This window comes from Pedobacter gandavensis (genome assembly GCF_014172405.1).
GTDB lineage: Bacteria > Bacteroidota > Bacteroidia > Sphingobacteriales > Sphingobacteriaceae > Pedobacter > Pedobacter gandavensis.
The window spans coordinates 109,514-130,607 of the sequence record NZ_WNXC01000006.1 but is presented as its reverse complement, the minus strand read 5'-3'; the positions used below and the strand labels follow the sequence as shown (position 1 = coordinate 130,607).

At 41.1% G+C, this 21,094-nt stretch carries 19 protein-coding genes and 1 riboswitch; of the genes, 7 read left to right on the top strand and 12 right to left on the bottom strand.

What is annotated here, in order from left to right; all coding sequences use genetic code 11:
* Nucleotides 1-2: 2 nt before the first annotated feature.
* From GM920_RS16305 to GM920_RS16265, 9 genes are all read right to left on the bottom strand, one after another.
* Nucleotides 3-647, bottom strand: coding sequence for a thiamine phosphate synthase (locus GM920_RS16305; RefSeq protein ID WP_182959456.1), 645 nt, complete (start codon nucleotides 645-647; stop codon nucleotides 3-5).
* Nucleotides 644-1,438 (bottom strand): hydroxymethylpyrimidine/phosphomethylpyrimidine kinase, encoded by a 795-nt coding sequence (locus tag GM920_RS16300; protein WP_182959454.1) that lies wholly within the window; start codon nucleotides 1,436-1,438, stop codon nucleotides 644-646. Before GM920_RS16300 ends, GM920_RS16305 begins: the two co-directional genes overlap by 4 nt.
* Complete coding sequence (locus GM920_RS16295; RefSeq protein WP_182959452.1) at nucleotides 1,420-2,016, bottom strand: thiamine phosphate synthase; 597 nt, start codon at nucleotides 2,014-2,016, stop codon at nucleotides 1,420-1,422. Before GM920_RS16295 ends, GM920_RS16300 begins: the two co-directional genes overlap by 19 nt.
* The gene (thiC, locus tag GM920_RS16290) at nucleotides 2,017-3,900 is read right to left on the bottom strand and encodes a phosphomethylpyrimidine synthase ThiC (RefSeq protein WP_182959450.1); all 1,884 of its coding nucleotides are present in this window, start codon (nucleotides 3,898-3,900) and stop codon (nucleotides 2,017-2,019) included.
* Between the two features lie 53 nt (nucleotides 3,901-3,953).
* Nucleotides 3,954-4,157, bottom strand: coding sequence for a sulfur carrier protein ThiS (thiS, locus tag GM920_RS16285; RefSeq protein WP_182959449.1), 204 nt, complete (start codon nucleotides 4,155-4,157; stop codon nucleotides 3,954-3,956).
* Between the two features lie 63 nt (nucleotides 4,158-4,220).
* Nucleotides 4,221-4,308, bottom strand: a riboswitch (TPP riboswitch).
* A gap of 56 nt (nucleotides 4,309-4,364) precedes the next feature.
* Complete coding sequence (locus GM920_RS16280) at nucleotides 4,365-4,910, bottom strand: hypothetical protein (protein ID WP_182959447.1); 546 nt, start codon at nucleotides 4,908-4,910, stop codon at nucleotides 4,365-4,367.
* 65 nt (nucleotides 4,911-4,975) lie between these two features.
* Nucleotides 4,976-6,526 carry a DUF6850 family outer membrane beta-barrel protein gene (locus GM920_RS16275; protein ID WP_182959445.1) on the bottom strand — a complete coding sequence of 517 codons (1,551 nt, stop codon included), beginning with the start codon at nucleotides 6,524-6,526 and terminating at the stop codon, nucleotides 4,976-4,978.
* A gap of 102 nt (nucleotides 6,527-6,628) precedes the next feature.
* Nucleotides 6,629-7,948 carry a DUF4876 domain-containing protein gene (locus GM920_RS16270; RefSeq protein ID WP_182959444.1) on the bottom strand — a complete coding sequence of 440 codons (1,320 nt, stop codon included), beginning with the start codon at nucleotides 7,946-7,948 and terminating at the stop codon, nucleotides 6,629-6,631.
* A gap of 10 nt (nucleotides 7,949-7,958) precedes the next feature.
* A complete protein-coding gene (locus GM920_RS16265) occupies nucleotides 7,959-10,739 on the bottom strand; it encodes a TonB-dependent receptor (RefSeq protein WP_182959442.1) in 2,781 nt (926 codons plus the stop codon).
* Between the two features lie 168 nt (nucleotides 10,740-10,907).
* Between GM920_RS16265 and GM920_RS16260 the strand changes: the two genes are divergently transcribed.
* On the top strand, nucleotides 10,908-12,062 hold the full coding sequence (locus GM920_RS16260) for an MFS transporter (RefSeq protein ID WP_182959440.1): 1,155 nt from the start codon (nucleotides 10,908-10,910) through the stop codon (nucleotides 12,060-12,062).
* 74 nt (nucleotides 12,063-12,136) lie between these two features.
* On the top strand, nucleotides 12,137-12,688 hold the full coding sequence (locus GM920_RS16255; RefSeq protein WP_182959438.1) for a hypothetical protein: 552 nt from the start codon (nucleotides 12,137-12,139) through the stop codon (nucleotides 12,686-12,688).
* 328 nt (nucleotides 12,689-13,016) lie between these two features.
* Here the strand turns inward: GM920_RS16255 and GM920_RS16250 are convergent, their stop codons facing one another.
* Nucleotides 13,017-13,415 (bottom strand): YtxH domain-containing protein, encoded by a 399-nt coding sequence (locus GM920_RS16250; RefSeq protein WP_182959436.1) that lies wholly within the window; start codon nucleotides 13,413-13,415, stop codon nucleotides 13,017-13,019.
* A gap of 184 nt (nucleotides 13,416-13,599) precedes the next feature.
* Between GM920_RS16250 and GM920_RS16245 the strand changes: the two genes are divergently transcribed.
* The 4 genes from GM920_RS16245 (at nucleotide 13,600) to GM920_RS16230 (ending at nucleotide 18,128) form a co-directional block, all read left to right on the top strand.
* Nucleotides 13,600-14,760, top strand: coding sequence for an MFS transporter (locus GM920_RS16245; protein WP_182959434.1), 1,161 nt, complete (start codon nucleotides 13,600-13,602; stop codon nucleotides 14,758-14,760).
* Between the two features lie 55 nt (nucleotides 14,761-14,815).
* Nucleotides 14,816-15,346 carry a DUF1572 domain-containing protein gene (locus GM920_RS16240; protein WP_182959432.1) on the top strand — a complete coding sequence of 177 codons (531 nt, stop codon included), beginning with the start codon at nucleotides 14,816-14,818 and terminating at the stop codon, nucleotides 15,344-15,346.
* 132 nt (nucleotides 15,347-15,478) lie between these two features.
* On the top strand, nucleotides 15,479-17,851 hold the full coding sequence (locus tag GM920_RS16235) for an ABC transporter permease (protein ID WP_182959430.1): 2,373 nt from the start codon (nucleotides 15,479-15,481) through the stop codon (nucleotides 17,849-17,851).
* A 52-nt stretch (nucleotides 17,852-17,903) separates the two neighbouring features.
* Nucleotides 17,904-18,128, top strand: a complete 225-nt coding sequence (locus GM920_RS16230) for a hypothetical protein (protein ID WP_182959428.1) — start codon at nucleotides 17,904-17,906, stop codon at nucleotides 18,126-18,128.
* On the opposite strand, the gene GM920_RS16225 is transcribed toward GM920_RS16230, so the two are convergent.
* Together GM920_RS16225 and GM920_RS16220 are read right to left on the bottom strand one after the other, a co-directional pair.
* Nucleotides 18,070-19,005 (bottom strand): dihydrodipicolinate synthase family protein, encoded by a 936-nt coding sequence (locus GM920_RS16225; protein ID WP_182959426.1) that lies wholly within the window; start codon nucleotides 19,003-19,005, stop codon nucleotides 18,070-18,072. The two genes, GM920_RS16230 and GM920_RS16225, sit on opposite strands and share 59 nt — an antisense overlap.
* 32 nt (nucleotides 19,006-19,037) lie before the next feature.
* Entirely contained in the window at nucleotides 19,038-19,505 is a 468-nt protein-coding gene (locus GM920_RS16220) for a cupin domain-containing protein (RefSeq protein ID WP_182959424.1), read from the bottom strand.
* Between the two features lie 114 nt (nucleotides 19,506-19,619).
* On the opposite strand from GM920_RS16220, the gene pdxR reads away from it, so the two are divergent.
* Nucleotides 19,620-21,086, top strand: coding sequence for a MocR-like pyridoxine biosynthesis transcription factor PdxR (gene pdxR, locus GM920_RS16215; protein WP_182959423.1), 1,467 nt, complete (start codon nucleotides 19,620-19,622; stop codon nucleotides 21,084-21,086).
* The last annotated feature ends 8 nt before the right edge of the window (nucleotides 21,087-21,094 follow it).

Genomic DNA, 21,094 nt, shown 5'->3' with positions numbered 1-21,094 from the left:
GTTTAAGAGGTTGGGAATGGGTGGTTTTGTAGCTCCTGATAGAGCTGTTTGATGAGCAGGTTAGTGCCGTTTTTATTCGTGAGAATACCTGAAAGCGCCAGTCCGTAAACACCCGTTTTCAGGAGCTCTGGAAGGTCCTCTGGAGTAAGGCCGCCAATGGCGATCACGGGGATGTTGATGTTCGCGTTTCTGACCTGATCCATGATCTTTTTGTAACCTTCCAAGCCTAGAATAGGACTTAAGTTCTTCTTAGTGCTGGTAAAGCGGTAGGGGCCCAATCCAACATAATTTGCACCTTCTTCAACTCTTTTTTGTAAGTCTGCAAAAGTGTTTGCGGTTCCGCCAATAATTTTATTATTACCTACTATTAATCTGGCATTTACGATATTTATATCATTTGATCCTAGATGTGTTCCGTCTGCTTCAATTGCCTTCGTTACCCTTGGAAAATCATTGATGATTAATTTGCTTGCAAATTTTTTGCAAAGGTCATTTGCAGCTTTAGCGAGGCTTAAAACCTCATTTTCCGGTTGGTCTTTGACACGAAGCTGAATCCATTTTCCGCCGGCCTGAAGTACCTGCTCGATGGCTTCCAAATGACCGATTTCGGCATTGGATTGGGAGATGTAATGTAGTCTGTCAATCATGAGTTGTGAAAGCCTAAAAGGCTGTTGTTGCTGTTTAAAAATTTCTCGATATACTGCTTGCCTAAAAAGCAGGATTTTGGGAGGGAATTGCCCAAGGCCAGTTGGGCGGTAATGGCAGAAGATAGGACACATCCGGAACCATGTTTTTGGAAGACAGTTGTACTGCCGGATTTGAATTCTTGTTGTTCGTTTTTCTCGAACAACACATCGGTGCCAAGCTTGTCAGGGTGGTGCCCACCCTTGAGTAACACTGCGCAATCTGCCGACCAAATTTGACACACCTGGTCAATTTCCAGGTTATGCTCCAAATCATGCCCTTTCAACTCCTGGAGCTCCAGATAATTTGGTGTAATCAAAAACAGCCGTTTTAAGACCTTATTGAAAATACTTGACGTTCTATTCCACTCATGGAACTTATATCCAGCACTGGCCTTTAAAATAGGGTCTAGCACGATTTTAATCTTGGGATCAAATGAGATTAAAAATTCGCAAACCGCCAATAAGGTATCCAGATCTTTGATCAAACCAATCTTGACCGCCTGTATCGGGAATTTTTCAAGCAATGGTTTCAACTGCTCCATGACCTGTTCCTTTTCTAACCAATCAATTTTTAGGAATGCGGTATCGGTCTGGACCGTCAATGCCGTACAGACTCCGAATCCATAAACCCGATGTGCTTCGAAACATTTCAGATCGGAGAGGAGTCCGGCTCCGGCACTGGGATCCAGGCCGGCAATGCTGATCACATAGGGCCTGTCCTTTGGTCCCTTTTCTAGGTTGTAATTTGACATGCTTTCTGTAACGCTTTAAAGTTTTTTAAGGCCAGTTCCGGCGCATTCCATATGGCCCCTAAAACGGCTGCCCCATCAAAATTCATTTGCTGAAGTAGCTGGATTTTTGAAGCAGTGATTCCGCCCAATGCGATCACTTTTGTACCGCCGAAATGTTTCAATTGAAAATCCAGGGGAAAGGTCCCAGGATAGTTTTCTTTTGATATGCTCTGGAAAATTGGTCCTAAAAAAGTATATTTAAAATGATGTAAATCAATTATTTTATTGATTGAATGTATAGAAGTGCTTAAGGTTATGGAGCGATTGTCAATGAAAGGGGACTGTTTGGACGCCATGCGTTCCAGCTCTTTGAAATGTAACCTTTGGATGTCAAACTTAAGAGCCAGTTCATGAAACTGATGCAAGGCAATGCGATCCCGGTACCGGGCATCAATATCACCTAAAAGCTGCTCGTAAGCTGGCCTGTTATCAGTTGCTTTTCTCAGGTGAAAGCGCTGCATGCCCATGTCAAATAATGAGTTGATCAGCTGCGCTTCCCCTTTAAAAAAGCTGGGTTGTGAAATGACAATCAGTTCCAATTACAAATAAATTTCACTTCCTTTTTCTGCAAACTCTTTAGACTTCTCAGCCATCCCCTGATTTAATGCTTTCGTTTCTTCGAGGCCTTGCTTAGCAGCATAGTCTCTCACATCCTGCGTAATTTTCATCGAACAGAAGTTCGGCCCGCACATCGAACAGAAGTGTGCAATTTTAGCACCGTCTGCAGGAAGGGTTTCATCATGAAACTCTTTTGCAGTATCAGGATCTAGAGAAAGGTTGAACTGATCTTCCCATCTAAATTCAAATCTCGCCTTGCTCAAAGCATTGTCGCGGTATTGCGCACCCGGATGTCCTTTGGCCAAATCTGCCGCATGTGCTGCAATTTTGTAAGTGATCACCCCATCTTTTACATCTTTTTTGTTTGGTAGTCCGAGGTGTTCTTTTGGCGTCACATAGCAAAGCATCGCCGTACCGAACCAACCGATCATTGCTGCACCAATAGCAGAAGTGATGTGGTCATAGCCAGGAGCAATATCTGTAGTCAAGGGGCCCAAAGTATAAAATGGCGCTTCCGAACAATGTTCCAGCTGTTTCTCCATGTTTTCTTTGATCAGATGCATCGGCACATGACCAGGACCTTCGATGATGGTTTGGATGTCGTGCTTCCAGGCAATTTTCGTCAACTCTCCTAAAGTTTCTAATTCTGAAAACTGTGCCTTGTCATTTGCATCGGCAATACAGCCTGGACGTAAACCATCTCCAAGCGAAAAGGCCACATCATAAGCTTTCATAATTTCACAGATTTCTTCGAAATGGGTATATAGGAAGCTTTCTCTGTGGTGCGCCAGGCACCATTTTGCCATGATCGAGCCACCACGGGAAACAATTCCGGTCACTCTCTTTGCCGTTAGTGGGATGTACCTGAGCAATACCCCGGCATGGATGGTGAAATAATCTACGCCCTGTTCTGCCTGCTCAATCAAAGTATCCCGGAAAATCTCCCAGGTCAGGTCTTCGGCTTTACCGTTTACTTTTTCTAAAGCCTGGTAAATCGGAACCGTACCAATCGGAACAGGGGAGTTGCGGATGATCCATTCTCTGGTTTCATGAATATTCTTTCCGGTACTCAGGTCCATGATCGTATCTGCGCCCCATCTGCAAGCCCACACGGCCTTTTCTACTTCTTCCTCAATGGAAGAGGTCACTGCAGAGTTTCCGATGTTAGCGTTGATCTTAACGAGGAAATTTCGGCCAATGATCATCGGCTCTAATTCCGGGTGGTTGATGTTACAAGGAATGACTGCCCTGCCGGAAGCCACTTCTGATCGTACAAATTCAGGTGTGATGTATCCTTTTGGTGTATTTGCCCCAAAGCTATGGCCTTGGTGCTGGTGTGCCATTACGCCATATTGCGCACCCAGTTGTTCGTTCAAAAGGTCAATCCTTTGATTCTCTCTGATGGCGATGTATTCCATTTCTGCGGTAATGATTCCTTTTTTTGCATAATGCATCTGGGAAACATTCATGCCTGGTTTTGCCCTATATGGCTTGTTCAGGTGAGCAAAGCGGAGGCTGTCCAACTTTTCGTCCGCCAATCGCTCCTGACCGTAATCAGAAGAAATCTGATCCAGCTGATCTACATCTGCTCTTCCGGTAACCCAGCTTTCTCTTAATCTGGGTAAACCTTTTTCGACATCGATCTCCGCATTCGGATCGGTATATGGACCACTTGTGTCGTAAATTGTTACCGGTGGATTGACTTCTGTGGCGCCAAAGCCGTTATGGATTTTAGTCTCCGATAAAGTGATTTCACGCATCGCTACCTGGATGTCATGAATTTGTCCAGGTACAAATATCTTTTTTGAAGCTGGAAATGGAGTACGACTGATGACTTGTTCGTTGGGAGTCTTTTCTTGTTTCATATGGTCGGTTTCTTATTGAAGAAAATGAATAGGTGTGTTTGTGGGAAATGAATTTATCCGCCTTGAGTGGCTTTAATGAGGGTGAGGCGATCACCATCCTGCAACAGCCTTTTTGGCCATTCCGCTTTTGAAATGATGGTTTGATTGATGGCTACAGCAATGCCCTCTGCAGGGATTTTTAGCACTTCTTCGAGCAAATGTGCGATGGAACACGTTTCGCTAATTGGATAGGTTTGTTGATTTACAGTTATTTCCATTTTTTTAATAAATAGGAAAAACTATAGGCATGACCTTTTTACAGGCATGAAAAGACGGCAAACGGATTTGCTTCTACTTTTCCCTTCGGCAGTACTAACTGCATCAGGTTCAAAGGGTATTTCTCAGCGCAAGGCACCCCTAAAGTTTTTTTGTAAAACTAGGCTATTTTTTTGAAAAACAAAATCTGCAGAAAAAAAACGGGGAAACTAAAGCGGGTTTTGCCCAATAAAAGAGGGGCTTGGAGCACTGGATACAATCAAAACCCCATATTTTTTATTATTTATACGAAAGTTTCTGATCAGGTCTCTTTTACTAAGAATTTTAATGGTCTTAAAAGTATCGTCTTTAATGGAAGCAAGGTCTCCTTCAAAATCACGCTTCAGTATTTTGCCATTCAGTATGTACTGAATACTGTTATCCTCATTCACTTTTGGAATTAAATTGGAATAAGCGATAGATTTACTTTTAAAATAATTCCAATACCTTTTCTTCGCGAAGCCTTTTGTTTCCATATAGACCACGCCATTTTTCGCTTTTTCTCCCAACAATTCAACCGCAAACTGTCCTTTCAACATACTGATGACCGCAATGTCATCTGGATCAAAATTGATTAAGTCTATCTGGTCAATAAGCACACTGTCCAGAAAAAACAAAGGGATAGGTTTATGTTTTTTAAGCGGCTCTTCAGGAAACTGGCCAAAACTCAGCAGGACAATGAAATTGAAAGCAAGCAGGAGGAGTATCTTTTTCATGAGCAGAGTGATTACCTAACTCAATGTAGTCATATTTATGTCACAAAACAATAGCTCATACGGTTTTAAAAATAAAAGTTCAAAGATAAGCTCATAGAAAAGCGCTGGTTGCCCGGATGGGCTAACAGCTCCCTGTCTAAACGTTTAAACTGAATCGCCTCGTTATAAGTTAGCCCCAGTTTGATACCAGTTTGAATTTGTTTATAGCTCGGAAAATTATAGTCCGCCTGGAAAGAACCACTGAAATAGTCAGCCGTATTGTACAGGTAATCATGGTATATGACGGTTTTTGTAAAGGTGCCTTGAGAAATAACCGGCACTATAAATTGATCGTCAATGTTCTTGGAAAAGATTCCTTTCACATTTACTCCGAAACTCTGGTTTCCTGGAAGCTGTTTGCTGAAACCAAAGCCCAATCCAGGTTTAATGGCATTGTAAGCTACCAGATTTCCCCGCAGGCCATCCTGACGTTCTTCTCCATCTTTTTTCAGCTCTATCACGTAATTGAAACTTGTTTTTCCTGCCTTACTCAGCACCGCTTTTATTCCCCATTGCTCGCGATTATAGAGGTAATTGTTAGCCATAACCGCATAGCTAAAGTCCTGGCCGTCTAAATTATCATAGTTAGCCAATAGCAACAGCTGGTAGGTGTCTAATTTTTTCTTCCAGACCAGCTCAAAATGATAAGTAGTCAAATCATAGTCGTTGTAAAATTGCCCGTTTTTTTTGTCTGGAAATCTGTTAATGAAATTCTGAGTTTCCTGGAGGTAAGTTCCTGACCAGGCTAAGGTCCCAAAACGAGGACTTTCATAAGTCAGGTAGGCATCCATACCCTTACGCGATTGTTCGTTTCTAAAAACCCGATTGATTTCTATCGGTATCGGATCTCCATAGCCATTGATGATGTGGGTAATGTAATCCATTTGCGTTGTATTGTTTTCATTTTGCTTGTTTTTATAAGCCACATCTGTTCCCTCTTCCCCATAACCATATCTAGCACCCAGGCCTAAGGTTAGCCCTTTAGAAAGGCGGTAACCAAGACTTGCCTGCATGTTAAACTGATAATCACCGAGTTTTGCTCTGGGGTCATTGGTAGAGAAATGATCTCCAATTCGGTAATCAATTCCAAGTGCAAGAGGTAGGTTGTTCCCCATCATGTTTCGCTGTGCCATCGCATTAAATTGATAGATAGCACGTTCATAATTCACATTTCTGCCAGAACCAAAGTACATGGGAGCAGTCGGGTTATTCCTGGTTTGATGTGCCCATCGGGTACTATCCTCCTTTATTTTATGATAAGCTAAGGAGCCCCACAATGCAACACCAGAAAGGGTCGTTTTCCCTTCGGTGGCAAACTGCGTGTCATTCGTCTTGCTACTTTCCTGGTAAGGCATGAACCTCCCTTTAGTCAATTGATGTCCAATACTCAGCGTATTGAAACCATCAGGCATGGTAGCCGTGAAAAAACTCTTGTTTTTCGCAAAGTTGTAGAATGTGTAAGCCGCAGAATCAGTAACAAATAACCTGGATTGTAGCATTGATGTCGAATCTATCTTTTGAGCATAGACCGCAAGCGTACAACATTGCAGGAGTACAATACTATATATTTTTTTCATCGGAGAATCAGAATGTTTAACGGTTATGAAGCTGATGATCATCAACTCATAACCGTTATTTAGTAGATCAGCACACTGCTGTTTTTTTTGAATACGCTGTTTTTATTTGAAACCTCTTGGCTGTGCCCTGTCCAGGTAATCGAAATCCTGGCTGGAATTGTTGGTGTCTTTTAATATTCTTCTGCCATTTACAGTTTTCTCTGTTTTCCTAACCACCGACTGAGAACTGTAATTTCCTGCAGGAACAAACGTAAATCCGGCATCAATACCAGGGTTTAGTTTCTTTGGGTAACGGCTCGCAGGAAGATTGGGTTGGATTTCAACGCCATCAATCAGGTGTTTTATTGGAATCTGGAAGTATTTTTTTGCAGTTGCTGATGGTGCAGTCTTTAGTGGTTCAGGGTATTGAGGCCATTCTCTCACTTTTTGCGTACGGTCAACTTTAAAAATTACATAGCCATCTCTTCCATTAGCATCCAGAATCATATCATTTCCTGATGGGGCAATGATTTCAATATTAGGAACCTGTGGGTTGTCTACGTCGGAAGCAAATGGTTTTCCACCAGAGATGTCTCCATAATAAGCTTCGAAATCTGCAGTGCTAAGGTCGATTGTCAATTCAGGGTTTCTTACCGAGATCACTTTACCATCATTTCCAGTGAAAGGGGATTTGTGGTTTATTGCAGTTTGTGCCACAATAATACTTGCGCCTGGTTGTACAGGGTATTGTTTTCCTGTACCCGGGATCATGTACAAGCTTTTAGCATAGACATAATCACTGTTGGCATTCACACCAGGATCCATATTCAATGATTTGCTCCAATCCATCTGTCCCGTGGAGGTGTAATTCATATTTGCCGATACACTGGATACCCTGCCGTAGATCTGAGCGAAATAAAGACTATCAGCATATAAAACCTGATTGGTGTTATTGGAGAATTCTAAAAACTGATCTCTAAATACCGCACCATTTGTGTTGTCAGAACCGGCATAATAAATCTGTTTGATCAACCAGTCTCCTGATTTTCCTACAATTAAACGCAGATCTAATACGCCATTAAGTGTGGCATCAATTTGTTTTCCTTTTTCAGAGGCATTAAAAGTAACTGGATTCTCTGTTGGAATCCCTGTAATTCTGGTGTATTCTATTGCAGAGATCGTTACAACGGCGTCAATGTCATATAAGCCAGAAGGAATAGACTTAAAAGCCACTTTTCCTGCGGTATCAGTTGCTAACTCCTGACTGGCGTTGGTGTGCGTATTTGTGATTTTAACAATGATCTTTTCAATGGGTAACTTATAAGTTGCGATTTCATAAGAAAGCTTAACATCCACATCTATGGGTTGAATTCCAGGAGTTTTGTCTTTTTTACATGCCAGTAAGCTGGCCACTAAACATAGGCTAAGTACTAGTTTTTTCATGGTATTTATATTAGAGTTTTAATGATAATTCTGCACCGAAAGAAGGAGCGGGGTTAGGGTATACTAAAGTCCCCGCGGAAGTTGTGTAAGTGGGTTGATAGTTGAAAACATTGTAAACATTGAAGGAGAATTTGAACCTTTTCTTAATTTCCTTTCCAATGCTCATGTGGTAATTTGGGAGGATTCTAGGCAGGTTTCCTTCTTCATAAGCGCTCTTAGGGACTAGTAAATGGCCATACAAAGGATCTTTTGGATTGAAATCTGTAATGGTCACATAATCAAGGTTATTGTTGAGGTAGGCGACAGGAACCCCGGCATCCGCTGAAACTATAGTTTTTTGAAGTAAGGCGAATTCTGCTGTAAACTGCGCAATAAGGCTAATTTTTGGAATGTGTGTAGTGGCAGAAATCCGGGCATTGCTTTGATAAGTAATGGGTGTACCTCGCTTGTAATAACCTACCCGGGCATAATCTGGGTTGGTGTTGTTGTTTTCAAGCGGGTTGTTTCTGATGATCGATTGGTCCTTTGTTGCCGTTCTGAAAATTCCGCTGCTCAGGTTAAAGGAAGTAGAGATCGCTTTAATAGCCGGTGTACTCATCATGAACTCAATCCCGGAACTGTTGGATTTTAAAATGTTTTCAAAGGAGTAATACGATAGTAATTGTCTTTTCGTACCTACTTGTGTGACCGTTGGCTGCTGCCCTGGGACAAAAGTCGCAGTGTAATCAGGTAAGGAAACTACCCGCAATTGTTCTACAGTATTGATGCCATTACGGGCAATTTTATGGAAAGCTGACATGGAGAGGTTAAAATCATTCAGTTTCAATTGCGAAGTAAACTCCATCGTTTGATTTTGTGATGATTTCAGGTTTTTGTTGGTTGGGTCGTATCGATCCAGGTATAAGAGGTATATACTCTCCTTTACATTTCCGTTATAACTAACTAAAAGTGGTACTTCCATATACGTCGGACCAGGAAAGCGTTGTGCCAAGCCAGGCGCTTTGAACCCTATCCCATAAGCCAGACCTAACTTGAAATTCTTACTCAGCTCATAGTTGACATTTGTTCTCGGTGCAACAGAAGCGAAGCCATTCTGGATATCTAACCTCACACCGCTACGTACATTCAGTGCTCTATCCGCTACTTTTAGTTTGAATACATCTTCTAAATATAAACCAAGATCCTGTTGTGCTAGGGCCAATCTGAAATCATAATACCTTTCGGATCCCGTGGATTTAAAAAGGGAAGCTCCTCCTGGTTTCATGGCGGCATCAGGGCGAGGTCTGGTAGGATCTGCCATGCGACCTTCACCTTTGTTGGCGCTGTAGTTAAAATTTGTTCCAAAAGAAAGGTAATGAATGGTGCTGCCTGTGCTGAGCTCCGCGTTGAGATCCAGCAATGCCGAAAAGTTTATCGGCCGGCCATCTACTTGTGAAATGGCATTGTAAATCCCTGAATCAAACTTGCCCTCAGTAATGCCGGTCTGAGTCGCTTCAGAATACATTACAAAAGCCACATTCCTCAATTCTTCAGTGTAAGTTTGCTGATGTCCTTCACTGTACTTCAGATTTAGGCCAATATTTTTCAAGAAATCTGTTTTTAATCGGTAATTCATCCGGTTTCCAATGCTTAGATTCCAGCTGTCAAATCTGGTTTTAGTGGCTTTGGGATTATCTGGGTCTTGTTTAATCCCATCTAAATTCCTTCCGTAATCAAAACTGAAAGTGTTTTTTAATTGCTTTTCTCTGCCAAAGGAATTCGTCCACATGGTATTGGCGTTGATTCTTTGGTAAGCCTTCATCTTTTCTCTGTTGTCAGAAAATGAATTGACATAATTTAGACCTACGTTTAAAGCGCCCAGATCATGATCCAACTTCAGTCCCTTTGAAAATCCATATGAAGTGGCATTATTTCTAAGTTGCATGCGGAGATAGGTTGGCCCAACCCCAGCTTGGCGTTCTATGATGACCGCTCCATCAGAAAGATCCCCATACTTTGCAGAAGGAACTCCCGCTATAACTTCTATGTTTTCAATGTTATCCGCAGGAATCTGACGAAGGTCAATGCCTCCAAAAGCATAATCTCCAGAATACTCCGCATTCCTTCCTCCGCTTAGACCCCAACTTGAGCCACTTTTGATGGTGGAGCCTGATAAGCCGGCTAATCCAGGGTTATAGCTCTGCATATTGGCGTTGTTGCTAATTGCTTGTCCATCTAAAATAATGGCTACCCCGAAAGAATTATTCAGCGTAAAAGCATCTCTGCCATTGTTACGGTCTGGATAAGCGGCCCTTAACGTTAGATTCTGTACATTTTGCAAAGAAGGCGGACTGGTTGTTCTATTGGGAATCAGGTTGAGTAAATCATTTAAACTCAATGCCGGAGTTTGTTCAATCATATCCCGGTCAATGAGCAAGGAAGAGTTGGAGCTTCCTTCACCGTTCCTTTTGGCGCTAATCGAGATTTCCTTTAAGCTCAGGTCAAGTGTTTTTAAGCGGATCACACCCAAATCAATTTTCTCCTTGTCGACTAAAACTTGTTTTGTCAGTTTTTTAAAACCAATGTAACTGAACTCCAAAGTGATCTGTTGATCGTTTACTTCAGACACCTGAATCGTAAAAGTTCCGTCCTTTTTAGTGATGGTATACTGATTGGTTTCCACCATTTTGATGTTGACCAAATCAAGTGGTTGTAGATTTTCATCTTTAACCTTTCCGGTAATAATCGCTTTTTTTTGTGCGTAAATAGCCGTTGAGGCTAGTATTAGCAATGTGGTGTATAGTAATTTCAATTTAGACTTATTCTAATCTTCGCCGCAAAAGTGTATTTTTTACACTAATAAAACAAGCTATTTAGAATAATTCTATACAATTGATTTTAAAATCCTAATGTTGTCTGGGAAAATAGAGGAAATGGTCCAAAATGAATGCTTACTTTTGTAAAATAATTCTTGCATCTAATGATTTCTAAGCAAAAACATCGTTTCTATTTAAGTCTTTTCTTTTTCATGTCTGGTTTTAGTTTCGCGACTTGGGCATCAAGGATTCCAACGATAAAGATGGCGTTCGACCTAAATGAAGCGGAGTTGGGGAGTGTTTTGCTAGCCTTGCCCATAGGATCATTACTTGGCTTGCCGATCTCTGGATGGTTGATTTCCAGGTTCAATAGCAAGGTGCCATTGGCGGGTGGATATGCATTAAATGCCTTTTCGCTAGCGTTGATTGGTTTTGCTCACAACATCTATAGCTTGGTGGGCGCAGTCATTTTATTTGCTTTTACCACCAGGATCTTTAATATTTCCGTGAACACACAAGCCTTGACTTTACAGAAGCAATTTGATAAAAAGATCATTGGATCCTTTCATGGCTATTGGAGCATTGGTGGAATCGCGGGAATTGCCCTGTCTACTTTTTTACTGGCAATTAACGTTTCTATTCAACTTCATTTTACCATCGTAGCAGTGGCCATGTTGGCAATTACGATGTATTCTTACCAGTTCTTATTAAGTGGCGACCGAGCTAAGACCGGTAACAAATTAATTTTGAGTAAACCTGACCCTTACATTTTTTACCTCGGGATAGTCGTATTTTTATGTGCTATTTGTGAAGGAGGGATGTTTGACTGGAGTGGTATTTATTTCCAGGAAGTGATTAAAGTGGAAATTTTCACCTATGGCTACCTGATTTTCATGACCTTCATGGCAGCATCAAGATTCTTATCTGACATTATCATCGGTAAAATCGGAATGCCAAAAACCTATATCATGAGTGCCGCATTTATTGTTTCAGGGATTAGTCTGGCGATTATCTTTCCGGTTTTCTGGCCAGCAATGATTGGTTTTTCTTTGGTTGGTTTCGGAACAGCATCGATTATTCCCATGTCTTATGCTTTAGCCGGTGCCTCAAAAAAATACTCGCCAGGAATGGCGATCTCAATTATTGCCACTTACTCAATCACAGGGATGCTTTTAGGTCCACCATTGATCGGTTACCTGGCTCATGCTTTTAACCTGAGGGTTTCTTTTATCATCTTTGCCTTATGTGGATTGATGTTGATTCCGATCACCAGAATGTTTTTCAACCATCAGAAAATCGCAAACCAAGAGCCGGAGTAAATACAAAGATTTGAATTGCCCTGGTGATTCAATCTTATTTAGACCTTTAACCATAGACTTACGAAACCATTCCAATGAGAAGATTTTTATTAGTTCTTATATTCCTTTTTCCATTTTTAATAAGTAATGCGCAGAAGATTACTGCAGCTAATTTTGTGCTTTCTAAGCAAGGAAAGGGCTTTCGTACCATCCAGTTGCTGTTAGATGATAAAATAGAAATAGTGATTACCGGAGCGGGAAGAATCAAGTATATCGGAACGACTGATGGTTATCCCATTGAAAATCTGGATCAAATGGGACCACGTGTGGAGTACTATACTGATTTTGATATCCATGATGTAAAAGGAAAGCTGAAATCTATAGGTAATTTGGTGTTTAAATATAACAACACCTTTGATATACATGATGTTAAAGGTACACTGAAATCGGTTGGAGATATCAACATCACTTATTACAACACCTTCGATATTCATGATCCACAAGGTCATGTGAAATCTGTTGGCAATGTTCAAGTTAAATATTACAATAAATTTGACATTAATGACAGGTTTGGTGAAATCAAATCGATCACTGGAAATACTGATGAGCTATCCGTTACCACCAGACCAATTTTGTTTCGTCAATAATCCCATTTTTCATTTGTTGATCTTGCAAGTTACCAGGCTCAATATGTGTTTATATTGTTACCGTATTGTGCTTAAGTTTTCTTAATCTCTGATAGGAGGTTGATAGGTCTCTAATAGGACCTTAGTAGGTCTAAATGACCTATCAACGATGGTATAAGAACCTGTTAAATATGGAGAAAAGACCTGCGCAATTGGGAATTATCCCGAGCTCAGGTCGAAGACTGGGTTTCTGCTGCGGGTCAAAGCCGAAAAATAGCAAAAGCCTATTCGATTACACCGTAAGGAATAGGCTTTTGCAGATGGATAACAATAAGTTGGAAGGGGGGGATTAGCTATTCAGGACTTTTTCTGCAGTAGCTTTTGCATCAGATTCCAGACCTTTTGCTTTAGACTTTAATTGATCTACAATCCCTTCGGCAGCATTTAATGCCTCTTTTGATTTTGTTTTTGCTTTGTCAATAGCCTCATCTTTAAGCTCCGCCAATTGATCTGCTTCTGACAACACTTTGCGCTTTGCAAGATGTAGTTTGTCTTTCGCAGTATCAGTAAGATCTTTCGCCTTGTCAGCTATTTTTGTTCGGATATCTGCCCCTCTTTGTGGTGCGAATAGGACACCTATTACTGCGCCAATCGCTAGTCCGGCTAATAATGCCACTACCGGCAAGGTTGAATCAGTTTTTTGAGCGGTTAATGAAGAAAGTGCATTTCGATAATTATTGTATTTCATGGGAATAGGTTTTGTGGCTTCATCTAATTGGATGATAACCTGTGTGATATAGCAACAAGTGCGATTCCAAAGTGTTTGAAAAAAAACAAATTAACCGGATTCTATTTGACAGAATGAAGACTTAAAAAAGCAAATGATTTAGTTAATTTTGCAGTGTGTATAAATTACACTAACTTAATTGATCATGAAGAAAAGCTTACTTACTTTAACCCTTGGTGGACTTGGAATTGGCATTACAGAGTTTGTAATGATGGGCCTGTTGCCTGATATTGCCAAAGATTTAGCCATTACTATTCCACAAGCGGGTCACTTGATCTCTGCTTATGCCTTAGGGGTTGTGGTAGGTGCACCAGTGTTGGTGGCAATTGCAGGTAGTTATCCTCCAAAAAAGATCTTAATAGCATTAATGGTGATGTTCACTGCATTTAACGCGTTATCTGCTTTTTCTCCAGATTATACCATGATGCTTGCCGCACGTTTTCTTGCCGGGCTTCCTCATGGTGCTTTCTTTGGGGTAGGATCCGTAGTAGCGAGTCGAATTGCAGGTAAAGGGAAAGAAGCACAGGCGGTTTCCTTGATGTTTGCCGGTTTAACAATCGCAAATGTTATTGGGGTTCCTCTTGGAACCTATATAGGTCACCATTATTCCTGGAGATATACCTTTGTCATCATCGTTGTTGTTGGTTTAATTACGCTTTTGAGCTTGAAATTGTGGATGCCTAACCTTTCTGCAACTAAAGATAGAGACCTGAAAAAAGAATTGGCCTTTTTCAAACTTCCGGAAGCCTGGTTGATCATCTTAATGATTGCCATTGGTACCGGTGGATTGTTCTCTTGGTACAGCTATATTGCGCCTTTGTTAACCGATGTTTCTGGGTTTTCAGCTGATTCCATCACTTATATCCTGATACTTGCAGGTTTAGGGATGTTGGTGGGTAACTTTATCGGCGGTAAATTGGCCGATCGATTCTCTCCGGCTAAAGCTTCAGTTTCTCTTTTGATTGCGATGGCGATTTCTTTATTTATCGTCCATTATGTTTCCTATAACCAGACGCTTTCCTTAGTAATGACCTTCATTACCGGTGCAATTGCTTTCGCAGTAGCTGCCCCAATACAGATGTTGATGATCAATACCGCTAAAGGTTCTGAGATGATTGCCGCCTCAGTGAGTCAGGCTAGTTTCAACATCGGAAATGCTTTAGGTGCCTTTTTAGGAGGATTACCATTGGCCGCAGGTTATGATTATACTTCACCGGTATGGGTAGGAACGGTGATGGCCTTAACAGGGGCTGTGTTTGCCTGGTTGCTGATTTCAAGGACTAAAAGATTGGCTGTAGCACAGTAATTTAAAATGCTTTCATTTGTATCGTAATATTAATATTTCATTGTATTTTTATTTGATGATGGAAGCATATCTTAAAAGCGTTCAGCATCAGCTGGCATATTATAAAAAAATAGGGGAGCAAGCGATGGCGCAACTTTCTGATGCGGAATTGTTTTGGCAGTATAACACAGAAAGCAATAGTATCGCCATCATCGTGAAGCACCTATCAGGGAATATGATATCCCGGTGGACTGATTTTTTTACCAGTGATGGAGAAAAAGAAAACAGGCACCGGGATATTGAATTTATACCCGATTTTTCTTCCAGAGCTGAGGTTTTAGCTTGTTGGGATCAGGGATGGAATTGTTTCTTGGGCGTAATCAATGCTTTAAAAGAAGAAGACCTAAGTAAAGAAGTTACCATTAGGCAGGAAAAACATACTGTAATTGCCGCAATAAACCGTCAATTGGCTCATTATCCTTACCATATTGGTCAAATCGTGTTTATCGGTAAAATGCTCCGCGCTACAGATTGGCAATCATTATCCATCCCAAAAGGGAAATCAGCTGATTATAATGCAAAGACCATCACTAAAAACCAATCCTGAAAACTGTCCGGTTATGGACATTCTGCTGTTCGGTTATGGACAAGGTTTCAGAAAAATCTGCTGTTTTAGGGCTTGAGGTGCTATTTAAAGATATGGCATATAGATTGGCCTGAAGAGGGAAAATAACTACTTATGTTTCAACATCACCTGCTCCTGATTTATCGGAATTTCAAAAGATATAAAAGTTCGTTTTTAATCAACCTATTAGGGCTTACTGCCGGTCTTTGTTGCGCATTAATGATTTACCTCTGGGTAATGGATGAAATGCATATGGATAAGTTTCATGCCCATAATGATCAGCTGTATCAGGTGATGGAAAATGAAATTACCGCTACAGGAATCAACACCAGAGATGCTACCGCAGGCCTGCTCGGGGAATCACTGGCTAAAGATATGCCGGAAGTTGAAGCGGCAGTAACCACCTCGCCAACTTACTGGTTGAAGGAAAGTAAAGTGAATACGGGAAATAATCCCGGGTTAAAAGCCGCAGGGAAATTCGTTGGGCCAGATTTCTTAAAAATCTTTTCCTATCCATTACTTGCTGGGAATGCAACACAGATGCTGACTGGTAAAAATAACATTGCTATTTCTGAAGGTTTAGCAAAAAAACTCTTCCACAGTACCGATGTGGTTGGAAAAGAGATGATCTGGAGTAACGCTGAATTGAAGGGGGAAAGGCATGTGCTCATTACAGGTGTTTTTAAGGATATGCCTGCTAATTCTTCTGATCGTTTTGATTTTCTAATTCCCCTGGAAGTCCTTTTAAAAGAATCAAATTATACGCAATGGAGTAATCTTGGTCCAAATACCTTTCTTTTGTTGAAAAAGGGTACAGATCCTCGGAGTTTTAGTGCCAAAATCGAAGATTTTATGGCTAAAAAAGGCCATCCTTACCGACGTTTGTTTATCAGACCTGCTTCGGATGCTTACCTGTATGGAAAGTATGAAAACGGAGTGCTTACTGGCGGAAGAATTGACTATGTGAAGTTGTTTTCTCTGATTGCAGTTTTTATTCTGGTCATTGCCTGCATTAATTTCATGAATTTATCTACCGCAAAAGCCGCTAGAAGAATGAAGGAAGTAGGGATTAAAAAAGTGATGGGCGCCAGCCGTAAATCATTAATCTTCCAGTATATGTCAGAATCTGTGATGTTAACATTATTGTCATTATTCCTGGCCTTGTTGTGCTTAGAGTTGTTTTTGCCTCAATTTAATAGCATTACTGATAAAAATTTAACTCTTCATTTTGACCTGCAGATGGTTGGAGTCTTGTTGTTGATTACCTTGTTTACAGGTTTGTTTGCTGGAAGTTATCCAGCACTGTACTTGTCTGGCTTTAACCCGGCAGCAGCGTTGAAAGGGAAATTAGGAAATACGATGGCCGAATTGTGGACCAGAAAAGGTTTAGTCGTTTTTCAGTTCACACTTTCTGTGATACTTATCGTTTCAGTTTTTGTGATCTATAAGCAAATAGAGTTTGTGCAGACCCAAAATCCAGGATATAAAAAGGATAATGTGATGTATTTTGAAACAGAAGGAAGGTTAAAAGATAACATCGGTTCTTTCCTTACAGAACTTAGAAAAGTACCAGGAGTAGTTAAAGCTGCTGGTATGGATCGCGACTTTTTAGGGGACCTCAGCACTACCACTGGTGATTTCAACTGGGAAGGTAGAAATCAAAAAGACGTCATTAAATTCCAGAAAGGAAGAATTAGTGCGGATATGGTGGAGACTTTGGGTATGAAAATGGCTTCAGGAAGAAGTTTTTCAGGTCAATATGGAGCTGATAGCTCCAAAGTTTTAGTTAACGAAGCCGCAATAAAAGTAATGGGTCTTAAAAATCCGGTGGGTAAAATATTTGGCATCTGGGGGAAGGATTATCAGATTGCAGGTGTGATCAAAGATTTTAATTATGAATCGATGCACCAGGAGGTGAAACCTATGTTTTTCACATTCGCAAACAAAGACCTAACACGGGTAATGATCAAGATCAAAGCTGGATCAGAAAAAGAAACGATTTCCGGGATTCTGGACTTCTATAAGAAATTCAACCCAGGCTTTATGCTGGATTATAAATTCCTGGATCAGGATTTTCAGGATCAGTATGTTGCTGAGCGTAGGGTAGCGGTATTGTCCAGATATTTCTCTGCTCTAGCAGTGATCATTTCCTGTCTGGGTTTATTTGGTCTGGCCACTTTTACTGCAGAGCGGAGATTGAAGGAAATCGGAATCAGAAAGGTATTAGGTGCTTCAGAGGCTAGCCTCATCATGATATTATCAAAAGATTTCACAAAACCAGTGATCGCTGCCATTCTAATCGCTTTGCCTATAAGTTATATCATGACCCAATATTGGTTAAATACCTTTGCTTATCGAATAGAATTGCAACTCTGGTATTTTGTAGCCGCAGGGTTGTTGGCGCTACTGATCTCTTGGCTAACCGTAGGTATTCAGGCCATTAAAGCGGCGTCAGTAAATCCAATTCAATGTCTAAAAGCAGACTAAATCTGCTTATATTTGAATGCTATGGTATTTCATGAGCCATAGCATTCAAAATATGCCAGAAATACTCCTGATTTGTGTCTTGTTAATTCCTCAGACTGTAGCCGGTGTCCTCGCTAAGAGCATGGGTAAAAGCTTCTGGTTTTGGTTTTTCATTTCCTTTCTCATTCCGATCATTTCATTGATCGTATTGTTGTTTATGGACGAAAAGGAAACGGAATCTACTGGTTATGAACTCGCGGATCATGTTCGGAAAAACGCAGCGGAGCAGAAAAATTAAGGACCTCATCCAGTATAGTTTTCATTTCTGCTATTTCCTCTTTTGCCAATGGTTTCAATGGACCTCTGAGCTGCCCTGCATCTTCTCCCATTAATTCCAGTCCGGCTTTGATAGACCTTGGGAGTCCTTTCTCGACTAAGAATCTTAAAAGATCTAACTGTTTATAAAATAGAATCTGTGCCGCTTTTAAGTCGTTTTTTACAATGGCTTCATACAATCCAATATTGAGTTCTGGAATCAGGTTACTCGCTGCGGTGCACCAACCTGTGGCGCCTGCTGAAAATGCCCCCAAGGCTAATGGATTGGAACCATTAAAAAATGCAACCTCTTCTCCCAGATCCTTACGTAAGGTATGCATGCGTTGGAGATCTCCGGAACTTTCTTTGATCATCGTCACATTTGGAATTTCCAATAGCTTTTTTAGTAGTGTAGGCGACATGTCTACACCTCCGGTGGCTGGGTTGTTATAAGCCATTATAGGAATAGAAATGGCTTTTGCTACGGCCTCATAATGGGCGAAAATCTCTTTGTCGTTGAGCTTCCAATAACTCATAGGTAAGATCATCACCGCATCCGAACCTGTTTTTTCAGCGAATTTAGCATGGTAAATGGTTCTTTCAGTGGTGAGGTTGGACACTCCGGTGAGGACTGGAACCCTTCCGGCAACCTGTGCGATCGTGGCTTCAGTAAGGGCTTCTTTTTCCTCGTCATTCAGGTAGGGCATAACTCCGGTACTGCCCAATGGGGCGATACCATGCGTGCCTGCAAGAATCATCCGTTCTAATAGTCTTTTGAAAAGTGGAATGTCGATTTGCTCCTGGTCGTTAAATGGGGTGATCGGGTAGGCGATGATGCCTCTAAATATGGATTTGTTCATGTTTTTATAATTTTTATGGGTTAAAAAATGTATTAGTCTCGGCCTTCTTCTTCCCGAAGGGCTACACCTAAATGCTGGAGTTGTGGCGCATTTTCGCAAGCGATATATTTTGCTGGATGTTCATCACTCGTGTTTTGATGCCTATGCCATGCCCAAACAGGAATGTAAACAGCATCTCCTGCTTGCCAGGCTACTTTTTCGCCTTCAATTTCCGTATAACCAGCTCCTTCAATCACGAATAAAACGGTTTCGTAGGTGTGGCGGTGTTTATTGGTCAGTTGGCCCGGTAAAAGCCCTCCAATGGTCATGCTTACGTTTTTTGTAGGCAGGTCTACAAAAAATACAGGATGTTTTCTTTCTGATGAAAACTGATCGTGAACACCTGCCTGCTCTACATTTTTATGGATGAACTTCTCCGGACGTTGGTAATTTGGTCGTGCAAAAGTTTGATGAAAATCTTTTGACGATAATTGGGTGTTGTTTTCTGTTTTAGTACTCATGATCTTTGGGTTTATTATTAATTATTTTAACAGTTCATTCGTTTTGACGCTGCAAAATTTGCTTATTTTTGGCGGACTAAAATCATCCAGTTTTTACTAAAACTAATGGGCCAGATGTTAAGACCTTGGAAAACCGTGTTGAATATTGAATTGGGATCGAATAAGTCTGTTTTCCAGCAGATTGCTGACGGTTTGATTGCAGAAATTATGAAAGGTCGATTGAAACCTGGCATGTCCTTGCCAGGAAGTAGAATTCTGGCCGAAGATATAGGTGTCAATAGAAAAACAGTGGTTCTTGCCTATGAACAGCTAATTGCAGAAGGCTGGTTGGAAGCTTTTTATAAAAAGGGAACCTTCATTTCTGAGAAGCTCCCTAAACAAAAGACCAGGCGTAACCCAAGAAATGAAGCCAGTATTTCTGCTTTAAAAAACTTCTCTTTTACCGCATATCATCCAGGGATTCCTAAGGATATCCCCACAGATATTCCTTTAATTGTCTTTAATGATGGTTTACCAGATGTTAAACTGGCACCTTTAGATGAGCTGGCCAGAGCTTATAAAAGGATTTTTCAGCAGAAGGCAAGATGGCGGATGTTGGGTTATGCAAATGAAAGAGGAGAGGAGCGTCTCCGCCTGGCAGTTGCGAGGATGTTGGGTATGGATCGGGCATTAAATTTTAATGTCAACCAGATCTGTATTACAAGAGGAAGCCAAATGGCGCTTTATTTAACTGCACAGGTTCTAGTGAAGCCAGGGGATTTTGTAGCCATTGAAAACCCAGGATATAGACCAGCGTATGATGTTTTCAAACATGCCGGTGCGGTGATGCTACCTGTTGGATTGGATGAACATGGAATTGATGTAGAAAAGCTGGAGCAATTGTGTAAGTTGCAACCCATAAAAGCGGTTTATGTGACGCCTCAACATCAATTTCCAAGCACCAGGAGCATGAAGGCAGATCGAAGATTGCAATTACTGAATCTTTCTAATCAATACGGTTTTGCAATTGTAGAAGACGATTATGACCATGATTATCATTTCGGATTGCGGAGTTTACAACCATTGGCAAGCTATGAAACAGCGCATAATGTAATTTATATCAGTTCTTTAAGTAAATTAATTGCGCCTGCGGTAAGGATAGGTTATGTGGCCGGTCCGGAAGATTTTATCGATTCTTTAGCCGCATTAAGGATGACCATAGACCGACAGGGAGATCCGGTAATGGAGCATGCCGTAGCCGAATTAATGGAAGAAGGCTTGGTCAATAAACACGCGAAAAGGGCTCTGGCCGTCTATAGAGCGCGAAGGGCTTTGATGGCAAAGTACTTGGATCTCTATATGAAAGACCTCGCAAATTATGAACTTCCGGAAGGTGGACTCGCATTTTGGCTGGTCTTTAAAAAGCCACAGAATACCAACCAGCTTGCAGAACAGTTGTTGAAAAATGGCGTACAAGTGATTTCTACAGAAAGATTTTCTTTTGATGAGCAACCGCTGAATGCGCTAAGACTAGGGTATGCATCTTTGGAAGCCGAAGAAATGGAACGCGGCATCCGGTTGATTGCCGCTTTATTAGGTTAATGTTTGCT

Excerpts from the sequence above, each read along its gene's own strand:
- pdxR (WP_182959423.1), top strand. The coding sequence starts at position 19,620 with ATGTTAAGACCTTGGAAAACCGTGTTGAATATTGAATTGGGATCGAAT.
- GM920_RS16230 (WP_182959428.1), top strand. The coding sequence starts at position 17,904 with ATGCCAGAAATACTCCTGATTTGTGTCTTGTTAATTCCTCAGACTGTA.
- GM920_RS16220 (WP_182959424.1), bottom strand. The coding sequence starts at position 19,505 with ATGAGTACTAAAACAGAAAACAACACCCAATTATCGTCAAAAGATTTT.
- GM920_RS16240 (WP_182959432.1), top strand. The coding sequence starts at position 14,816 with ATGATGGAAGCATATCTTAAAAGCGTTCAGCATCAGCTGGCATATTAT.
- GM920_RS16275 (WP_182959445.1), bottom strand. The coding sequence starts at position 6,526 with ATGAAAAAAATATATAGTATTGTACTCCTGCAATGTTGTACGCTTGCG.
- GM920_RS16225 (WP_182959426.1), bottom strand. The coding sequence starts at position 19,005 with ATGAACAAATCCATATTTAGAGGCATCATCGCCTACCCGATCACCCCA.
- GM920_RS16280 (WP_182959447.1), bottom strand. The coding sequence starts at position 4,910 with ATGAAAAAGATACTCCTCCTGCTTGCTTTCAATTTCATTGTCCTGCTG.
- GM920_RS16305 (WP_182959456.1), bottom strand. The coding sequence starts at position 647 with ATGATTGACAGACTACATTACATCTCCCAATCCAATGCCGAAATCGGT.
- GM920_RS16235 (WP_182959430.1), top strand. The coding sequence starts at position 15,479 with ATGTTTCAACATCACCTGCTCCTGATTTATCGGAATTTCAAAAGATAT.
- GM920_RS16255 (WP_182959438.1), top strand. The coding sequence starts at position 12,137 with ATGAGAAGATTTTTATTAGTTCTTATATTCCTTTTTCCATTTTTAATA.
- GM920_RS16250 (WP_182959436.1), bottom strand. The coding sequence starts at position 13,415 with ATGAAATACAATAATTATCGAAATGCACTTTCTTCATTAACCGCTCAA.
- GM920_RS16260 (WP_182959440.1), top strand. The coding sequence starts at position 10,908 with ATGATTTCTAAGCAAAAACATCGTTTCTATTTAAGTCTTTTCTTTTTC.
- thiS (WP_182959449.1), bottom strand. The coding sequence starts at position 4,157 with ATGGAAATAACTGTAAATCAACAAACCTATCCAATTAGCGAAACGTGT.
- GM920_RS16270 (WP_182959444.1), bottom strand. The coding sequence starts at position 7,948 with ATGAAAAAACTAGTACTTAGCCTATGTTTAGTGGCCAGCTTACTGGCA.
- GM920_RS16300 (WP_182959454.1), bottom strand. The coding sequence starts at position 1,438 with ATGTCAAATTACAACCTAGAAAAGGGACCAAAGGACAGGCCCTATGTG.
- GM920_RS16245 (WP_182959434.1), top strand. The coding sequence starts at position 13,600 with ATGAAGAAAAGCTTACTTACTTTAACCCTTGGTGGACTTGGAATTGGC.
- thiC (WP_182959450.1), bottom strand. The coding sequence starts at position 3,900 with ATGAAACAAGAAAAGACTCCCAACGAACAAGTCATCAGTCGTACTCCA.